The sequence below is a fragment of the Klebsiella sp. PCX genome (assembly GCF_021869705.1).
Classification (GTDB): domain Bacteria; phylum Pseudomonadota; class Gammaproteobacteria; order Enterobacterales; family Enterobacteriaceae; genus Klebsiella; species Klebsiella quasipneumoniae.
Genome location: NZ_CP091527.1, coordinates 3,589,136 through 3,605,264 on the forward strand (window position 1 = coordinate 3,589,136; position 16,129 = coordinate 3,605,264).

Sequence of the window (16,129 nt, forward strand, 5' to 3'; positions counted from 1 at the left end):
GGGCTCTTAACACCACTCAAGGGAAAAGATTCATGGCATACTATTCGCGAGTTAATTAGCCCCGTGAATTCATGACTTTTACATTACGTCCTTACCAACAAGAAGCCGTCGATGCCACCCTCGCCTGGTTCCGTCGCCATACCGAGCCGGCGGCGATTGTCCTGCCCACCGGCGCGGGCAAAAGCCTGGTGATCGCCGAGCTTGCCCGCCTGGCCCGCGGCCGCGTGCTGGTGCTGGCCCACGTCAAAGAGCTGGTGGCGCAGAATCATGCCAAATACTGCGCCCTTGGCCTTGAGGCGGATATCTTTGCCGCCGGTCTGCAGCGAAAAGAGAGCCACGGCAAAGTGGTGTTCGGCAGCGTACAGTCGGTGGCGCGCAATCTCGACCAGTTTCGCAGCGAATTTTCGCTACTCATCGTCGATGAATGCCACCGCATCAGCGATGATGACGACAGCCAGTATCAGCAGATCATCGGTCACCTGCGGCAGGTCAATCCGCAGATCCGGCTGCTCGGCCTGACGGCCACTCCGTTCCGCCTTGGCAAGGGCTGGATCTATCAGTTCCACTACCACGGGATGGTGCGCGGCGATGAAAAGGCCCTGTTCCGCGACTGCATCTATGAGCTACCGCTGCGCTATATGATTAAGCACGGCTACCTGACGCCGCCGGAGCGCCTCGATATGCCGGTGGTGCAGTACGACTTCAGTCGCCTGCAGGCGCAAAGCAACGGCCTGTTCAGCGAAGCCGATCTTAACCATGAGCTGAAAAAACAGCAGCGTATCACCCCACATATCGTCAGCCAGATCGTGGAGTTCGCCGAAAGCCGCAAAGGGGTGATGATCTTCGCCGCCACCGTGGAGCACGCCCGGGAAGTGACCGGCCTGCTGCCGGCAGGCCAGGCGGCGCTGATCACCGGGGAAACCCCGGGTCCGGAACGGGATCGCATCATCGAGGCGTTTAAAGCGCAGAAGTATCGCTATCTGGTGAACGTCGCGGTGCTGACCACCGGCTTCGACGCCCCGCACGTCGACCTGATCGCCATCCTCCGCCCCACCGAGTCGGTGAGTCTTTACCAACAGATCGTTGGCCGCGGCCTGCGCCTGGCGCCGGGAAAAACCGACTGCCTGATCCTCGACTACGCCGGCAACCCGCACGACCTGTACGCCCCGGAAGTGGGAACGCCGAAGGGTAAAAGCGACAACGTGCCGGTCCAGGTCTTCTGCCCGGCCTGCGGCTTCGCCAATACCTTCTGGGGCAAAACCACCGCCGACGGCACCTTGATTGAACACTTTGGCCGCCGCTGCCAGGGGTGGTTCGAAGATGACGACGGCCACCGCGAACAGTGCGACTTCCGCTTTCGCTTCAAAAACTGTCCGCAGTGCAACGCGGAAAACGATATCGCCGCCCGCCGCTGCCGGGAGTGCGACACCATTCTGGTTGACCCGGACGATATGCTGAAGGCGGCGCTGAAGCTGAAGGACGCGCTGGTGCTACGCTGCAGCGGCATGGCCCTGCAGCACGGCGGCGACGAGAAAGGCCCGTGGCTGAAAATCACCTACTACGATGAAGACGGCGCTGACGTCAGTGAGCGCTTCCGTCTGCAGACGCCCGCCCAGCGCACCGCCTTCGAACAACTATTTATTCGCCCGCATACCCGCACCCCCGGGGTGCCGCTGCGCTGGATAACGCCGGCGGATATCGTGGCCCAGCAGGCGCTGCTGCGCCATCCGGACTTTGTCGTCGCCCGCATGAAAGGCCAGTACTGGCAGGTGCGGGAAAAAGTGTTCGATTATCAGGGGCGTTTTCGCCGCGCCAACGAGCTGCGTTAATCACCCGAAAGCTGAGGTTTTGATTGCCCGGGTGTCGTTTGGCGGCTATAATGCCGCCCGCTTTTGCATTCGCAAAGCAGATAATCCGCCTGTTGCTGGGTCGCCTGTAGCAGGCTTTATATATAGAGAGACATCAATGTTTACTATCAACGCAGAAGTACGTAAAGAGCAGGGTAAGGGTGCGAGCCGCCGCCTGCGCGCAGCTAACAAGTTCCCGGCAATCATCTACGGTGGCGAAGCTGCTCCGGTTGCTATCGAACTGGACCACGACAAAGTATGGAACATGCAGGACAAAGCTGAGTTTTACGGCGAAGTTCTGACCGTCGTGGTTGATGGCAAAGAAGAAAAAGTCAAAGTTCAGGCTGTTCAGCGCCACGCGTTCAAGCCGAAACTGACTCACATCGACTTCGTTCGCGCGTAATCGCCGATAGCAAGTTGTATGGCAAGCGCCCCGGGGTCTTCGGCTCCGGGGCGTTTTGTTATCCGCGCCGCCAAAGCTCCGGCGCCTCGTCCACGATGTCGCTAAGCATCCGGTGCTTATTCATTCCGGGCAGCCAGAGCATCACCATGGTGACGTTCAGCCCCTGACTGCCGACCTCCGTCGCGATTTCACTGACTCCCTGCCACTCGCCTGGCCGCAAATGGTCCGGTAAAAACCCCCAGCCCCTCCCCTGCTCCAGCGCATGGCGCAGCAGAGTAATTTCGTTCATATACAGCGTATGGCCGGAGATCTGCAGCCGGCGGGCAATCTGATCGTCACTGCGCCGGTGCATCACTAACTGCGGCGTCAACGAAAGATTCAATAGCGTCAGCGGCCGCGGAGCGTCGTGGAACAGGCTGTCCGCCGCGTAGAAACGCAGATCCACGGTGCCGAGCGCCCGCCACTCCATTTCGCTCCCCAGCGTGCGGTTGTTAGCCTGGCACAGCGCCATATCCGCCACGCCATCGCTCAGCGCCTGCTCGGCTTCGCGCCGCGAGGCGCTCCAGCAGCTCAGGCGGATCTGCCGCCGGGCCAGCGTATCGGCCAGCGCGCAGAGAAAATCACGTGGGATAAAGGGATCGTACACCAGACGCAGCGCCTGTCCGGTGGTTTGCGGCAGCGTTTGCGCAAAAGACTCGAAAGCCTGCGCCTGGCGCAACAGCAGATGCGCCTGACGAAAAAGCTGCTCGCCTTCGGCGGTTAAGATCAGGGTACGCCCTTCGCGGCGGAACAGATGGTAACCCAGCGCGTCTTCCAGATAGTCCAGCAGATCGCGCAGCGTGGTTCGGTCTTTACCTAACCGAATGGCCGCCCGCGACAGGCTGCCGGTCTCGGCGATGGTGGCGAATGCTTCAATTTGCGCGAAAGAATATTGCAGGGTTTTCATCCTTCTCTCCCTTACGGGGGAAAATCCCCCCTGGGCTGATTTTAGCCGGCGCGCGCCGATTTATATACTGCGCAGCGAATCTATGGCAAACGAGGAAAGGAAGATGATAAGAAAACCACTGGCCCTGGCGTTAATCCTGGCGGCGCTGCCGGTGGCGGCAATGGCGCAAAACTGCGGCGGCCTGACGCTGGATGTCTGCCCAACGCCTTACGATCAAACGCTACCCGCGGCCAAAGACATGCTCAGCTGGGATCAGACTTCACGCGTGATTGGCTTTCGCAATGACTATCGCAACTATGCCGGGGATGTCTTCCGCCACGGCGCCTCAGTGCCGCTGGAACGCGCTGAAAAACAATTGACCGATGCCCGCTATACCCTTAACGGCCATACCTGGACCCTGCAGGATTACCTGAAGCGCGAGAACGTCAGCGGTATGCTGGTGCTAAAAGACGGCAAAGTCGCCTGGAAATATCTTGGCGACGGCAACACCGATACCACCCTGTGGACCTCACGCTCGGTGGGAAAATCGGTGGTCTCGACGCTGGTGGGTATCGCCATTCAGCAGGGTAAGATCCACTCCCTCGATGATCTGATTACCGTTTATGAGCCCGAACTGAAAGGCACCGCCTGGGACGGCGTGACGCTGAAGCAGTTAATTCAGCACACCAGCGGTGTGGAATGGAATGAAGACTACACCGACCCGCAGTCGCACTTCGCCCGCCTGACCCAGTGCGAGGCGCAGCCCGGCGCCTATGCCTGCGTGCGCAAGATCGTCACCGGCCTGTCACGCAAACATCCTGCGGGCGAGCAGTGGTCCTACTCTTCCGGCGGCGCCTGGCTGTTGGGCGATATCCTGGAGCGCGCCACCGGTATGCCGCTGGCCGCCTGGCTTGAGCAGTCGCTGTGGCAACCCGTCGGGATGGCCCACGACGGCGTATGGCATGCTTATCAGCAAGGGAAGCATGATGTTGGCGCCCACGGCTTTAACGCCACCCTCGAAGACTGGGGCCGCTTCGGCGAATTCGTCGCCCGCGATGGTCGGTTAAGCAACGGCAAACAGCTGGTGCCGGCGGGCTGGTTCGATCAGGCCGCAAGCTGGACCACAGCGCTGAACTCGGTCTCGGCGGCGCATCCGCAAGGTATCTACGGCTATCAGTGGTGGAATAACGCCATTCCGGCGAATGCGCAAAACGTCCAGCCGACGCCGCAGGAAGGGCTGAAGGACTCGCTGTGGGCGCTGGGGATCTACGGCCAGGTGATCATGGTGAACCGCGCGGAACACCTGGTGATCGTCCAGTGGTCGACCTGGCCGCAGGCGGAACCCTCCTTTAACGCCCAGCCGTTGGAAGCGGCGCTGATGTACAGCGCCATTGCCCGCGAGCTGCGTTAACCCCCCCGCTCCTTGCCGCTCAGCCGGCGAGGAGCGAGTCGGCATTCAGCGCAAGGTGCTGCAGCAGGATAATGGTTTTGGCATCCATGATCTCGCCATCGCGAATGGCCTGCAGCGCCCGCGCCAGCGGCCACTCCAGCACTTCAATGTCCTCACCTTCCGCCGCCAGCCCGCCGCCCTCTCCCTGCCGGTCATCGGCCTGATATTCGGCGATAAAAAAGTAGAGTTTTTCGGTGACAGATCCGGGGCTCATAAAGACGGTGAAGACGGGCTCGATGCGCGTCACCCGAAAGCCGGTCTCCTCTTCCGCTTCGGCAACGATCCTCGCCTCCGGCGAGGCGTTATCCAACAGCCCGGCCGCCGCTTCAATGAGATATCCGTCGTGACCGTGAGTAAACACCGGAAAACGGAACTGACGAGTCAGGACCACCGTTCGCTTTTCCCGGTTGTAGAGTAAAATGACCGCGCCGTTGCCGCGATCGTAGGCCTCGCGGCTCTGCTCCTGCCAGCGTCCGTCCCGGCGCTGCAGTTCAAAGGTATATTTTTTCAGCGTGTACCAGTTATCAGAGAGCAGCGTCTCGCGAATGTGGCGGACGTGCGGTGCATGAGTTTGCATGTTATATCCCCTTTAAGATGACAGCAGGCACCATAACATGCATAATCGTGCACAAACAAGATCACTCGTGAAGGAAAACTCATGCTCGCCAGTCAACGAAAACAGCAAATCCTGCAGATTCTTGCGGAGGAAAAACAGGTGATGTCCGGGGAGCTGAGCCAACGGTTTAACGTCTCAGAGGACTCCATTCGCCGCGACCTGCGCGAGCTGGCGGCGGAAGGAAAACTGCAGCGGGTCCACGGCGGGGCGCTGCCGGTCTCCGCTGCCATCGCCCCTATTGAAACACGCAAAAGCGTGCAAATCGCCTCCAAGCAGGCGGTAGCGCGCGCCGCCGCCGCCCTGATCCAGCCTGGACAGGTGGTGATTGTCGATGGCGGCACCACCACCGCGGCGATGATCGGTTTCTTACCCGCCGACCTCAGCTGCACGGTGGTCACCCACAGCCCCGGCATCGCCGTGGCGCTGGTCGATCACCCGCGAATCGAGGTGATCCTGCTTGGCGGCAAAGTGTTTAAGCATTCAGTTGTCGCCGTCGGCCCCGAAACGCTGGAAGGAATGGCGCGGATCAACGCCGATGTGTTCTTTATGGGGGTGACCGGCGTCCACCCGCGTGCGGGTTTTACCACCGGTGATTATGAAGAGGCAGGCATCAAGCGCGCGCTGGCGGCCAGGGCCGCGGAAACCATGGTGATGGCCTCCCGGGAAAAGCTCAACGCCGCGTCGGCCTTTGCCATCGGCGAGCTGAACCTCGCCAGTACGCTTATCGTCGATGGGGATCCCGACGCCGCGCTGCGCCAGCAGCTGGTGCAGCGCGGCGTGGAGATCGTCCCCGTTCAGCGGTCGCGCTGACGGGGCGCGGCGCTTAGTTGCCGCCGGAGGTCCGGCGCTGCAGCTGGTCGCGCAGGTTCGGCGGGGTGCCCTTAATGGTCAGAGTATCGGTTGCGGGATCCCAGAATACGCGTTCGCCCAGCAGCATCGCGTCGAAGTTAATGGTTAAACCGCCGCCGCTGCCGGCAAACTTGGTCAGCTGACGTAAGGTGCTGCGATCCGCCGGGAAGCTCTCTTCCAGTTCGTAACCCTGCTCGGCGGTGAATTCCTGGAAGCTCTTTTCGCTGACGCCGGCCAGCTCTTTGGACAGCGATTCCAGCTCAATCTCTTCCCCGGCCTGCAGCTGTTCGTTGCAGTACGCATAGACCTGCTGACGCACATTCTGTCGCTCGGATTTATCAAGCTGCGCGTCGGCGGCGAAGTCGTCTACCGCCTGCAGCAGGCCGCGGTTCTGCGCTTTGGCGTTGAGGCCTTCGCTGGCCCCGAGGAAATCCATAAAGAAATCGGCCACTTTGCGCCCCACCCGCCCTTTCAGGAAGGTTAAGTAGCGGGTCGACTCCGGGTTGGTTTCCCACTCGGTCAGATCGATGCGCGCGACGATATCGGCATGGTTAATATCCAGATAATGGGTCGAGCGGATATCCAGCTCTTCGTTGACGCGCATACTGCTCAGGTTATTGAGCACCGCCACCAGCAGATACTCGACCGCCAGATAACGATACTGGCAGAAGAGGACAATGCCCCCTTCGGCGAACGGGTATTTCGCCAGCTCATCGCGTAGGCGGCCGGTCGCCGCGCGGCTGAACGCCAGAAACTCCTCTTCGCCCTGACGCTGCAGGCGCAGCGCCTGCGCCAGTTCGCTCTCTTCATTGAACAGCCCATAGGCTTTGCTTTTGGCGCTATAAACCCGGTGCAGTTCAGCCATCATCTCGACGACCGTCGCGTTCGGCTCCAGCAGTGACTCGCGCAGCACCAGCTCCAGATTTTGTTCATCACGTTTGATTAACTGATGCAGGGCAATCTGGTCGATATCCAGACTCATGTTAAACTCTCCTTTTAGACCGGGCGGTATTCAACCACCGCCGGGTAGCCGACGCAACTGGCGCCACACATTTCGACGTCATGACTGACGATCGGTGCGCTTTTGCGCCGCGGCGAAAAAATGCGGAAAAAAAGCTGCTGCTACGGTAATATGTTGCCCTTTCACGAACAAACAGATTTTGAGTTTATGCCGCAAATTTCCCGCTATAGCGATCAACAGGTCGAACAGTTGCTCAGCGAGCTGACGAACGTCCTGGAATCACACAAAGCCCCGGTTGACCTTTCACTGATGGTGTTAGGCAATATGGTGACCAACCTGATCAACAGTAGCGTCGCGCCGGCGCAGCGTCAGGCCATCGCCCGTTCTTTCGCGCAGGCTTTGCAATCTTCGATTAACGACGATCCAGCGCATTAAGGATAACAGCAACAGTATATGGTGACTCTACGTCAGCCCTACCGAGAAAAAGTCTCCCAGATGGTTAGCTGGGGGCACTGGTTCGCCCTGTTCAACATGTTGTTGGCCATGGTGCTCGGCAGCCGCTACCTTTTTGTCGCCGACTGGCCGACGACGCTTGCCGGACGACTCTTTTCGTACGTCAGTCTCGTCGGGCACTTCAGCTTCCTGGTGTTTACCAGCTATGTGCTGATCCTCTTTCCGTTGACCTTTATCGTGGTCTCGCAGCGCCTGATGCGCTTCCTGTCGGTGATCCTTGCCACCGCCGGGATGACGCTGTTGCTGATAGACAGCGAGGTCTTTACCCGCTTCCATCTTCATTTAAATCCGGTGGTCTGGGAGCTGGTCATCAACCCTGACCAGAATGAGATGGCGCGCGACTGGCAGCTGATGTTTATCAGCGTCCCGGTCATCTTTTTGATTGAAATGCTCTTCGCCACCTGGAGCTGGCAAAAGCTGCGCAGCCTGACGCGCCGCCGCCATTACGCCCGCCCGGTGGCCTGGTTCTTCTTTTTGTCGTTCGTCAGCAGCCACCTGGTCTATATCTGGGCGGATGCCAACTTCTATCGCCCGATCACCATGCAGCGAGCGAATCTACCGCTTTCCTATCCGATGACCGCCCGTCGTTTCCTTGAGAAACATGGCCTGCTCGACGCCCAGGATTATCAGCGTCGCCTGGTGGAACAAGGGGCGCCGGAGGCGGTATCGGTCCAGTATCCGCTCAGTAACCTGCGCTACCGCGACCTCGGCGCGGGCTATAACGTGTTGCTGATCACCGTCGACAACCTGAACTACTCGCGGTTTGAAAAGACGATGCCGGCGCTGGCGGCGTTTGCCAAAGAAAACGTCAACTTTACCCAGCATATGAGCTCGGGCAATACCGCCGACAGCGGCCTGTTTGGCCTGTTCTACGGCATTTCGCCAGCCTATATGGACGGTGTCCTCTCGGCGCGTATTCCCGCAGCGCTGATCACCGCCCTCAACCAGCAGGGCTACCAGCTGGGGCTGTTCTCTTCCGATGGGTTTAGCAGCCCGCTGTATCGCCAGGCGCTGCTCTCCGACTTCTCGCTGCCGAGCGCGAAGACCCAGAGCGACGAGCAGACCGCCAATCAGTGGATCAGTTGGCTGGACCGTTACGCGCAGGATGAGAATCGCTGGTTCTCGTGGATCTCGCTGAATGGCACCACTCTCGACGACACGCAGCAGCAGAACTTTGTCCGCCGTTATAGCAAGGCGGCAGGCGACGTTGATGCCCAGATCGATCGGGTGCTGACCGCGCTGCGCGAAGCCGGCAAGCTCGATAATACGGTGGTGATTATCACCGGCGGCCACGGCAAGCCGCTTAACGTCAAACACGACTCATTCGACTGGTCGCGCGAGCAGCTGCAGGTGCCGCTGGTTATTCACTGGCCGGGCACGCCAGCCCAGGAAATTGCCACCCTGACCGATAACAAAGATGTGATGACCACGCTGATGCAGCGCCTGCTTCACGTTTCGACGCCGGCCAATGAGTATTCGCAGGGTGAAGATCTGTTCAGCGCCGCGCGGCGTCGGAACTGGGTCACCGCGGCCAACGGCGATACGCTGGCCATTACCACCCCGACCATCACCGTGGTCCTCAACCATAACGGCACCTACACCACCTGGAGCCGCGACGGCGAGAAAATCAAAGATCAGAAACCGCAGCTCAGCCTGTTGCTGCAGGTCCTGACCGACGAAAAACGCTTTATCGCTAACTGATTGATTAATTATGAATCAATCGCGCGCGACCCGCTTGCATTCGCCTGGGGAACGGGTAATATTGTTCCCCACGCGTCGGCACGTAGCGCAGCCTGGTAGCGCACCGTCATGGGGTGTCGGGGGTCGGAGGTTCAAATCCTCTCGTGCCGACCAAAAATCCCAGAGAAACCAGCCTCTTAAGGCTGGTTTTTTTATGTCTCTCTTTTACGCCCGTCCCCCACCTCGTTGAATTTGTGCCCTTTCCGCGCCACAGCGTATAGAGTACGACTATCCTGATGGTAAATTACGTCGTAGCATCTATTATTCGACCGTATGACTCATAAGCAGGAGCGGATGACATGAGAGTTAATGGACTTACCAAAGGATTTTTCATCCTTATCGTCTTCATTGTAACCCTGGCCTTTTTTGATGTTCTCTCACCCTACTATTCCGCCATTCTCTGGGCCGCGATCCTCGCGGTGATTTTTAATCCGGTCAAAAACAAAATTCGCACCCGCCTCGGCGAGCGTAATGGCCTCGCGGCGCTGATGACCATCGTCATTATCTGCCTTATCGTGTTTACGCCGCTGGCGATTATCCTGTCGTCACTGGCCTACGAGCTGAACGTGGTGTACAGCAAACTGCAGCATAACGATACCCAGTTCCCGACGGTGGTCGCCAGCCTGATTGCCCACCTCCCCGGCTGGGCCAGAAGCTTCCTGGCAGAACATAACCTTGATAGCGCGCAGCAGATCCAGCAGCAGCTCTCCGATGTCGCCCTGAAAGGTGGCCAGTATCTGGCCGGCAGTGCGTTTCTGATTGGCAAAGGGACCTTTGGCTTTACCGTCAGCTTCGGCATCATGCTGTACCTACTGTTTTTCCTGCTGAAGGATGGACCTTACCTGGTGCTGTTGATCCTCGAATCTCTGCCGTTATCCAGCTATGTGAAGCAGCACCTGTTCGCTAAGTTCGCCGCAGTGGCCCGCGCCACGGTAAAAGGCACCGTCGCCGTGGCGCTGGCGCAGGGGGCGCTGGGCGGCTTAGCCTTCTGGATCGCCGGTCTGGACGGCAGCATTCTCTGGGGGGCGCTGATGGCGTTCCTGTCGCTTATCCCGGCGGTGGGCTCGGCTATTATCTGGGTGCCGGCGGCTATTTACCTTTTTGCTACCGGCCAGTTGTGGCAGGGCGCCTTTATCGTGGGCTTCTTTGTCGTTGTGATTGGTCTGGTGGACAATATTCTGCGTCCGCTGCTGGTGGGCAAGGATACCAAGATGCCGGACTACCTGATCCTGATCGCCACTTTAGGCGGCATGGAGATCTACGGTATCAATGGATTCGTGATCGGGCCACTGATCGCCGCCTTGTTTATCGCCTGCTGGAATTTGCTGTCGGGACGGGAACATGCTGGCAACACCGATGAAATCGATGAAGAGTTTATTGAGGAAGCGAAAAATAGCCGTACTGAATAGCTTCTCCGGCAGGCGTCTGGCGGCCCGCCAGCGCCTCTGTTGCGCTCTGAACGCTGCCCTTTTGCCAGTAGATAACACTGTTCACTTTGCAAAAAATGGTAAATAAATCTTAACATTCAGCTAAGTGATGATAGGCTATCCCTGTCAGGAACGAAAATAAAGGATGATCAACCGTGAAAAAAATCACTACGCTAGCCGTTTCTCTGCTCACCGCCGCCTGCATGTCTGCCGGCGCCCTGGCCGCAGACCAGCCGCTGGAAAAAGTCGCGCCGTTCCCGAAAGCGGAAAAAGGCATGAAGCGTCAGGTTATTCAGCTGCCGCAGCAGCAGGATGAGTCGGCGTTGAAGGTTGAGCTGATGATCGGCCAGACGCTGGAAGTCGACTGTAACCACCATCGTTTTGGCGGGCAGCTGGAAAGCAAAACCCTGGAAGGCTGGGGTTATGACTACTATGTCTTTGATAAGCTGAGCGGCCCGGTATCCACCATGATGGCCTGCCCGGACGGCAAGAAAACGAAGAAATTTGTTACTGCCGGCCTCGGCGATGACGCTATGCTGCGCTACAACAGCAAGCTGCCGATCGTTATCTACACGCCGACTAATGTCGATGTAAAATATCGCATCTGGCGCGCCGACGAGACTATCGGCAACGCCGAGATCCGCTAAGGCGCGCAATTAAATCAGCAATAAAACAACGGCAGCCCGCAGGCTGCCGTTTTTGTCAGAGCGCGATGTCCGCCATCGGCTTGCCGCCGCTCAACGGCTTCAGCTCCGCCTGCGGAGCTTCATCCGCAGCCGTGGCCGGCTCATATTTCAGCTCCAGGACTTCACTGGTCCACGCCAGCGCTTTCTCAATCTCCGCCGGGTTGCCATCAAGGCGAATACCGTAGGTCGGGATGATCGCCTTCAGCCTGGCCTGCCATTCCGGCGAATTCACTTTGTCTTTAAACACTTTTTCCATCAGCTGCAGCATGATAGGCGCCGCGGTGGAGGCGCCTGGCGATGCGCCGAGCAGCGCCGCGACGGTGCCTTCGTCATCGCTGACCACTTCGGTGCCCAGGCGCAGTACCCCGCCCTTCTTCGCATCGCGCTTGATGATCTGCACGCGCTGGCCGGCCTGCCACAACCGCCAGTCCTCTTTCCGCGCTTCCGGATAGTATTCGCACAGCGCGGCCAGACGATCTTTATCTTTCTGCATCACCTGGCTAATCAGGTATTTCACCAGATCGAAGTTGTCCAGGCCGACGTTGAGCATCGGCAGGATATTCGAGGTATTGGTCGAGGCCAGCAGATCCCACAGCGAACCGTTCTTCAGGAAGCGGGTCGAGAAGGTTGCGAACGGCCCGAACAGCACCACGCGTTTACCGTCGATAATACGGGTATCGATGTGCGGCACCGACATCGGCGGCGCGCCCACTTCGGCCTGGCCGTAAACCTTCGCCAGATGGTGGTTTACTACCTCCGGATTTTCGCAGACCAGGAATTGGCCGCCGACCGGGAAGCCGGCATACTCTTTGGCCTGCGGAATGCCGGTTTCCTGCAGCAGGGTCAGCGCTGCACCGCCGGCGCCAATAAAGATAAATTTGGCTTTAATAACCCGCTTCTGACGACGGTTGTCGGCATCCGCGAGGGTCACCGTCCAGCTCTTGTCGGCGTTGCGCTTGAAGCGACGCACCACGGTGCCCAGCTGCAGGGAGAAATTATCATGCTTTTGCAGGCTGGCGATCAGCTGGCGGGTGATTTCCCCATAGTTGACGTCGGTTCCCATTTCCGTACGGGTGGCGGCCACCTTTTGCAGCGGGTCGCGGCCTTCCATCACCAGCGGCGCCCAGGCTTTGATCTGCTGATGGTCTTCAGAATAACGAATGCCGCGGAACAGTTCGCTCTGCTGCAGCGCCGCATAACGTGCGCGCAGGAAGTTGACGTTATCTTCGCCCCACACAAAGCTCATGTGCGGCACGCTGTTAATGAATGATTTTGGTTTGTTCAGGACGCCGCGCGTCACCTGATGCGCCCAGAACTGACGCGAGATGTGGAAGGCTTCGTTGATGTCGACCGCTTTGTCGATATTGATGCCGTTGGCGGTCTGCGGCGTATAGTTCAGCTCCATCAGCGCCGCGTGGCCGGTACCCGCATTGTTCCACCCGTTTGAGCTCTCTTCCGCCACGCTGGACATCTGCTCAACCATGGTAATAGACCAGTCTGGCTCAAGCTCCTGCAGCCAGGTTCCCAGTGTGGCGCTCATAATGCCGCCGCCAATCAACAATACATCCGTCTCTTGCTCATGGCGGGTGTTGGTCCGAGTGCTGTTGGGACCAACCGCCTGTGAGCGTGGTACGGCCATCTTTTTATTCATCGGATTTGAGCCTTACTTTACTCGCTGTTTTATTTAGCGCAGGTGATACGATTGTCACCCCTCACGTTACCACCGAAGCTCAAAAATTTAAATATTGTTTAAATTTTAAGTTCTGTTTTGAGATCCGTTATAAAAATGTTTAATAAATGTATACACCAAATCACTTTTTGTACTGGTGCCCTGGCAGATTCCGCGCTATCATCCCTGGTTTTGTGACAGACCGCACGGAAGCAGGGCCTGACACCGCTCCTCCTTTTTTTATAATCTGCGAACTTTTTTTATGCCCCCAGTTTCAGACCCCGCCGCTTCCGGCAACCTGCGTCCAATCCTTCGTTCTCCGTCGCTGCTGACGCGCGAAGTCCTGGCCGGCGTGCTCACCGCCCTGGCGTTAATTCCTGAAGTGATTTCGTTTTCGGTTATTGCCGGCGTTGACCCGCAGGTGAGCCTGATTGCTTCCGTCGTGCTCTGTCTGGCGATGTCGATACTCGGCGGACGCCCGGCGATGGTCACCGCCGCCGCGGGATCAGTGGCGCTGGTCATTGGCCCGATGGTGCATCAGCACGGCGTGGGTTACATTCTGCCAGCCGTCATTCTGGCGGGTATGATTCAAATTTTGTTTGGTCTGTGCGGCATGGCGCGCCTGATGCGCTTTATTCCCCCGGCGGTGATGACCGGGTTCGTCAACGCCCTCGGGATCCTGATTTTCTTCGCCCAGGTGCCGCACTTCTGGAGCCGCCAGCCGCTGATCGTCGGCCTGTTCGTCCTGACGCTGCTTATCGTTCTGTGGGCGCCGCGCTTTATTAAGACTATCCCGGCGCCGCTGATCGCCATCGTCGCGCTCACTCTCTATACCGCGACCACCGGCCAGCTGCTGCCGACCGTGGGTGATGAAGGGTCAATGAGCGGCGGCCTGCCGGGGTTCACCGCCCTGACCGTTCCCCTGAACCTGACCACCCTGCAGATAATCTGGCCGTGCGCCCTCAGCATCGCCTTTGTCGGCCTCATGGAGTCTCTGCTGACGGCTAAGCTGGTGGATGACCTGACCCATACGCCGTCGAATAAATCGCGGGAGAGCGCCGGGCTGGGGATCGCCAACATCCTCGCCGGCTGTTATGGTGGTATCGCGGGCTGCGCGATGATCGGCCAGACTATCGTTAACGTGGAAATGGGCAAAGCCCGTAGCCGTCTCTCAACGGTTATCGCCGGCCTGGTGCTGCTCCTGCTGGTGACAGCGCTCAGCCAGGTGATGGCGAAGATCCCGATGGCGGTCCTGGCCGGGGTGATGGTGATCGTGGCGGTGAAGACCTTTAGCTGGCACAGCATTCTCCCGGGCGAGCTGGCGCGCAATCCGTGGCCGGAAACGCTGGTGATGCTGATGACCGTCGCCGCGACGGTGGGAACCAGCAATCTGGCGATTGGCGTGCTGGCGGGGATTGTCGCGATGGCGATCATCCCCCGCCGCCTGCGGGCAAAAGCGCAGGCTACATCAGAAACAGCGTCGCCAGACCCAGAAAAATAAAGAAGCCGCCGGTGTCGGTGATAGCGGTGATCATTACGCTGGAGCCGACCGCCGGGTCACGCCCCAGCTTCACCATGACCATCGGGATTATCACGCCCATCATCGCCGCCATCAGCAGGTTGAGCATCATGGCCAGCGTCATCACCCCGCCAAGCTGCGGATCGTCATACAGCCACCAGGTGATGGCCCCCATGATCCCGCCCCACACCAGGCCATTAATCAGTGCAACGCCCATTTCACGCAGGATCAGAAAGGTAAAGCTGCCGGGCTGGATCTGCTGCAGCGCCATCGCCCGAACGATCATGGTGATCGTCTGGTTGCCGGTATTGCCGCCGATCCCGGCGACGATCGGCATCAGCGAGGCCAGCGCCACCAGCTGTGAAATGGTATGTTCGAAGCCGTCGATGACCCTGGAAGCGATAAACGCCGTACACAGGTTCACCGCCAGCCACGCCCAGCGCGTTTTCACCGCTTTGCTGACCGGGGCGAAGACATCTTCTTCATCGCTCAGGCCGCCCATCCGCCGCAGATCGTTGTCGGTCTCTTCATAGACCACATCGACGATCTCATCGATGGTCAGACGGCCGATCAGTTTGCCATCGGCATCGATAACGGCGGCGCTGAGCAAGTCATCACGCTCGAAGGTGCGCGCCACCTTCTCCGCTTCTTCATGCGGCTGAAAGGTGACCGGATCGCCCTCCATCACCTCCCCCACCCGCTTCTGCGCATCGTTGAGCAGAATGGTCTGCAGCTCCAGCTCGCCGAGCAGCAGCTTATTGCGGGTGGTGACGAACAGTTTATCGGTGTTCTCCGGCATTTTCCCGAGACGCCGCAGATAGCGCTGGACCGCCGCCAGGGTGGCCTCCGGCCGCACCGTAATGACCTCAAACTCCATGATCGACCCGACGCTGTTGTCGGCATAGCGCATAATCTGGCGAATACGGGCGCGCTTCTCAGCCGGCAGGGTCGCCAGCAACCGTCCGGTCAGATTGCGCGGCAGATGCTGCAGCAGGTAAACCTGTTCATCGATATCCAGCGGCTGCATCGCCTGCAGCAGCTCGTGGTCGCTCATCTTATCGATGAGGTCGCCCCAGACGTTTTCTGAAGCTTCCAGCAGCACTTCGCCGCGTTTATCGTCGGGCACCAGGCACCACAGCGCGGTGCGGGCGTCATAGGGGAGCGCTTCCAGCGCATCGGCGAGATCCGGCGGCGGCAGATGCGAGACCAGCATTTCCACTTCAGCCAGGTCATCGGCCAGCGTCCCTTCATCGTAACGTTCGGCCAGCGTCAGTTTGCCCAGCAGCGCGGAGGTCACCGCTTTATCGGTGCTCAAGAGCCAAATCAGACGGGCGCGCTCTTCGTCACGCAAGCGGGCGCTTTTTTTATGCAAAACGGACATCGGTCAGGCAATCCTTTTGAGAATAGTGAGCCGGCCTGCGGGCCGGAAGCCTTAAGCATAGCGCGAGGAGGGGGAAATAATAACCGTCAGCACTGTAGACGCTGAAAATTTCAGCGGCGCCCGGCTTTCCCCGGGCGCGCAGC

The 16,129-nt window shown here is 59.0% G+C and carries 14 protein-coding genes and 1 tRNA gene; 10 read left to right on the forward strand and 5 right to left on the reverse strand.

From position 1 onward, the window contains the following. The first annotated feature begins 71 nt into the window (after positions 1-71). Both GQR96_RS17045 and rplY read left to right on the forward strand, forming a co-directional pair. Complete coding sequence (locus tag GQR96_RS17045) at positions 72-1,829, forward strand: DEAD/DEAH box helicase (protein ID WP_004201663.1); 1,758 nt, start codon at positions 72-74, stop codon at positions 1,827-1,829. A 136-nt stretch (positions 1,830-1,965) separates the two neighbouring features. After that, positions 1,966-2,250 (forward strand): 50S ribosomal protein L25, encoded by a 285-nt coding sequence (gene rplY, locus GQR96_RS17050; protein WP_004201664.1) that lies wholly within the window; start codon positions 1,966-1,968, stop codon positions 2,248-2,250. A 58-nt stretch (positions 2,251-2,308) separates the two neighbouring features. Here the strand turns inward: rplY and GQR96_RS17055 are convergent, their stop codons facing one another. Then, positions 2,309-3,196, reverse strand: a complete 888-nt coding sequence (locus tag GQR96_RS17055; protein ID WP_004201665.1) for a LysR family transcriptional regulator — start codon at positions 3,194-3,196, stop codon at positions 2,309-2,311. A gap of 103 nt (positions 3,197-3,299) precedes the next feature. Between GQR96_RS17055 and GQR96_RS17060 the strand changes: the two genes are divergently transcribed. Beyond that, positions 3,300-4,586: a serine hydrolase domain-containing protein gene (locus GQR96_RS17060; protein WP_004201666.1), complete on the forward strand. Its 1,287-nt coding sequence runs from the start codon at positions 3,300-3,302 to the stop codon at positions 4,584-4,586. A gap of 19 nt (positions 4,587-4,605) precedes the next feature. On the opposite strand, the gene GQR96_RS17065 is transcribed toward GQR96_RS17060, so the two are convergent. After that, the gene (locus GQR96_RS17065) at positions 4,606-5,202 is read right to left on the reverse strand and encodes an NUDIX domain-containing protein (protein ID WP_004201667.1); all 597 of its coding nucleotides are present in this window, start codon (positions 5,200-5,202) and stop codon (positions 4,606-4,608) included. An 81-nt stretch (positions 5,203-5,283) separates the two neighbouring features. On the opposite strand from GQR96_RS17065, the gene GQR96_RS17070 reads away from it, so the two are divergent. After that, positions 5,284-6,051: a DeoR/GlpR family DNA-binding transcription regulator gene (locus GQR96_RS17070; protein ID WP_069734076.1), complete on the forward strand. Its 768-nt coding sequence runs from the start codon at positions 5,284-5,286 to the stop codon at positions 6,049-6,051. A 13-nt stretch (positions 6,052-6,064) separates the two neighbouring features. On the opposite strand, the gene yejK is transcribed toward GQR96_RS17070, so the two are convergent. Next, positions 6,065-7,072 carry a nucleoid-associated protein YejK gene (gene yejK, locus GQR96_RS17075; RefSeq protein ID WP_004144267.1) on the reverse strand — a complete coding sequence of 336 codons (1,008 nt, stop codon included), beginning with the start codon at positions 7,070-7,072 and terminating at the stop codon, positions 6,065-6,067. Positions 7,073-7,258: 186 nt separating this feature from the next. Between yejK and GQR96_RS17080 the strand changes: the two genes are divergently transcribed. The 5 genes from GQR96_RS17080 (at position 7,259) to eco (ending at position 11,378) form a co-directional block, all read left to right on the forward strand. Further along, positions 7,259-7,486: a YejL family protein gene (locus GQR96_RS17080; RefSeq protein WP_004195346.1), complete on the forward strand. Its 228-nt coding sequence runs from the start codon at positions 7,259-7,261 to the stop codon at positions 7,484-7,486. An 18-nt stretch (positions 7,487-7,504) separates the two neighbouring features. Continuing rightward, positions 7,505-9,265: an LPS biosynthesis-modulating metalloenzyme YejM gene (yejM, locus tag GQR96_RS17085; protein ID WP_004201669.1), complete on the forward strand. Its 1,761-nt coding sequence runs from the start codon at positions 7,505-7,507 to the stop codon at positions 9,263-9,265. A gap of 76 nt (positions 9,266-9,341) precedes the next feature. Further along, a tRNA-Pro gene (locus tag GQR96_RS17090) sits at positions 9,342-9,418 on the forward strand. 185 nt (positions 9,419-9,603) lie between these two features. Next, the gene (locus GQR96_RS17095) at positions 9,604-10,713 is read left to right on the forward strand and encodes an AI-2E family transporter (RefSeq protein ID WP_004201670.1); all 1,110 of its coding nucleotides are present in this window, start codon (positions 9,604-9,606) and stop codon (positions 10,711-10,713) included. A 173-nt stretch (positions 10,714-10,886) separates the two neighbouring features. Then, entirely contained in the window at positions 10,887-11,378 is a 492-nt protein-coding gene (eco, locus tag GQR96_RS17100; RefSeq protein ID WP_004201671.1) for a serine protease inhibitor ecotin, read from the forward strand. A gap of 55 nt (positions 11,379-11,433) precedes the next feature. On the opposite strand, the gene mqo is transcribed toward eco, so the two are convergent. Continuing rightward, positions 11,434-13,068, reverse strand: a complete 1,635-nt coding sequence (gene mqo / locus GQR96_RS17105; protein ID WP_032456413.1) for a malate dehydrogenase (quinone) — start codon at positions 13,066-13,068, stop codon at positions 11,434-11,436. Between the two features lie 280 nt (positions 13,069-13,348). Here mqo and GQR96_RS17110 point away from each other — a divergent pair, with 280 nt between their 5' ends. Continuing rightward, positions 13,349-14,587 carry a SulP family inorganic anion transporter gene (locus GQR96_RS17110; protein WP_062914179.1) on the forward strand — a complete coding sequence of 413 codons (1,239 nt, stop codon included), beginning with the start codon at positions 13,349-13,351 and terminating at the stop codon, positions 14,585-14,587. Here the strand turns inward: GQR96_RS17110 and mgtE are convergent. Then, positions 14,550-15,986, reverse strand: a complete 1,437-nt coding sequence (gene mgtE, locus GQR96_RS17115) for a magnesium transporter (RefSeq protein WP_004201674.1) — start codon at positions 15,984-15,986, stop codon at positions 14,550-14,552. The two genes, GQR96_RS17110 and mgtE, sit on opposite strands and share 38 nt — an antisense overlap. Positions 15,987-16,129 lie beyond the last annotated feature (143 nt).

Coding starts and splice junctions, on each gene's coding strand:
- GQR96_RS17045 (WP_004201663.1), top strand. CDS start 72: ATGACTTTTACATTACGTCCTTACCAACAAGAAGCCGTCGATGCCACC.
- rplY (WP_004201664.1), top strand. CDS start 1,966: ATGTTTACTATCAACGCAGAAGTACGTAAAGAGCAGGGTAAGGGTGCG.
- GQR96_RS17055 (WP_004201665.1), bottom strand. CDS start 3,196: ATGAAAACCCTGCAATATTCTTTCGCGCAAATTGAAGCATTCGCCACC.
- GQR96_RS17060 (WP_004201666.1), top strand. CDS start 3,300: ATGATAAGAAAACCACTGGCCCTGGCGTTAATCCTGGCGGCGCTGCCG.
- GQR96_RS17065 (WP_004201667.1), bottom strand. CDS start 5,202: ATGCAAACTCATGCACCGCACGTCCGCCACATTCGCGAGACGCTGCTC.
- GQR96_RS17070 (WP_069734076.1), top strand. CDS start 5,284: ATGCTCGCCAGTCAACGAAAACAGCAAATCCTGCAGATTCTTGCGGAG.
- yejK (WP_004144267.1), bottom strand. CDS start 7,072: ATGAGTCTGGATATCGACCAGATTGCCCTGCATCAGTTAATCAAACGT.
- GQR96_RS17080 (WP_004195346.1), top strand. CDS start 7,259: ATGCCGCAAATTTCCCGCTATAGCGATCAACAGGTCGAACAGTTGCTC.
- yejM (WP_004201669.1), top strand. CDS start 7,505: ATGGTGACTCTACGTCAGCCCTACCGAGAAAAAGTCTCCCAGATGGTT.
- GQR96_RS17095 (WP_004201670.1), top strand. CDS start 9,604: ATGAGAGTTAATGGACTTACCAAAGGATTTTTCATCCTTATCGTCTTC.
- mqo (WP_032456413.1), bottom strand. CDS start 13,068: ATGAATAAAAAGATGGCCGTACCACGCTCACAGGCGGTTGGTCCCAAC.
- GQR96_RS17110 (WP_062914179.1), top strand. CDS start 13,349: ATGCCCCCAGTTTCAGACCCCGCCGCTTCCGGCAACCTGCGTCCAATC.
- mgtE (WP_004201674.1), bottom strand. CDS start 15,986: ATGTCCGTTTTGCATAAAAAAAGCGCCCGCTTGCGTGACGAAGAGCGC.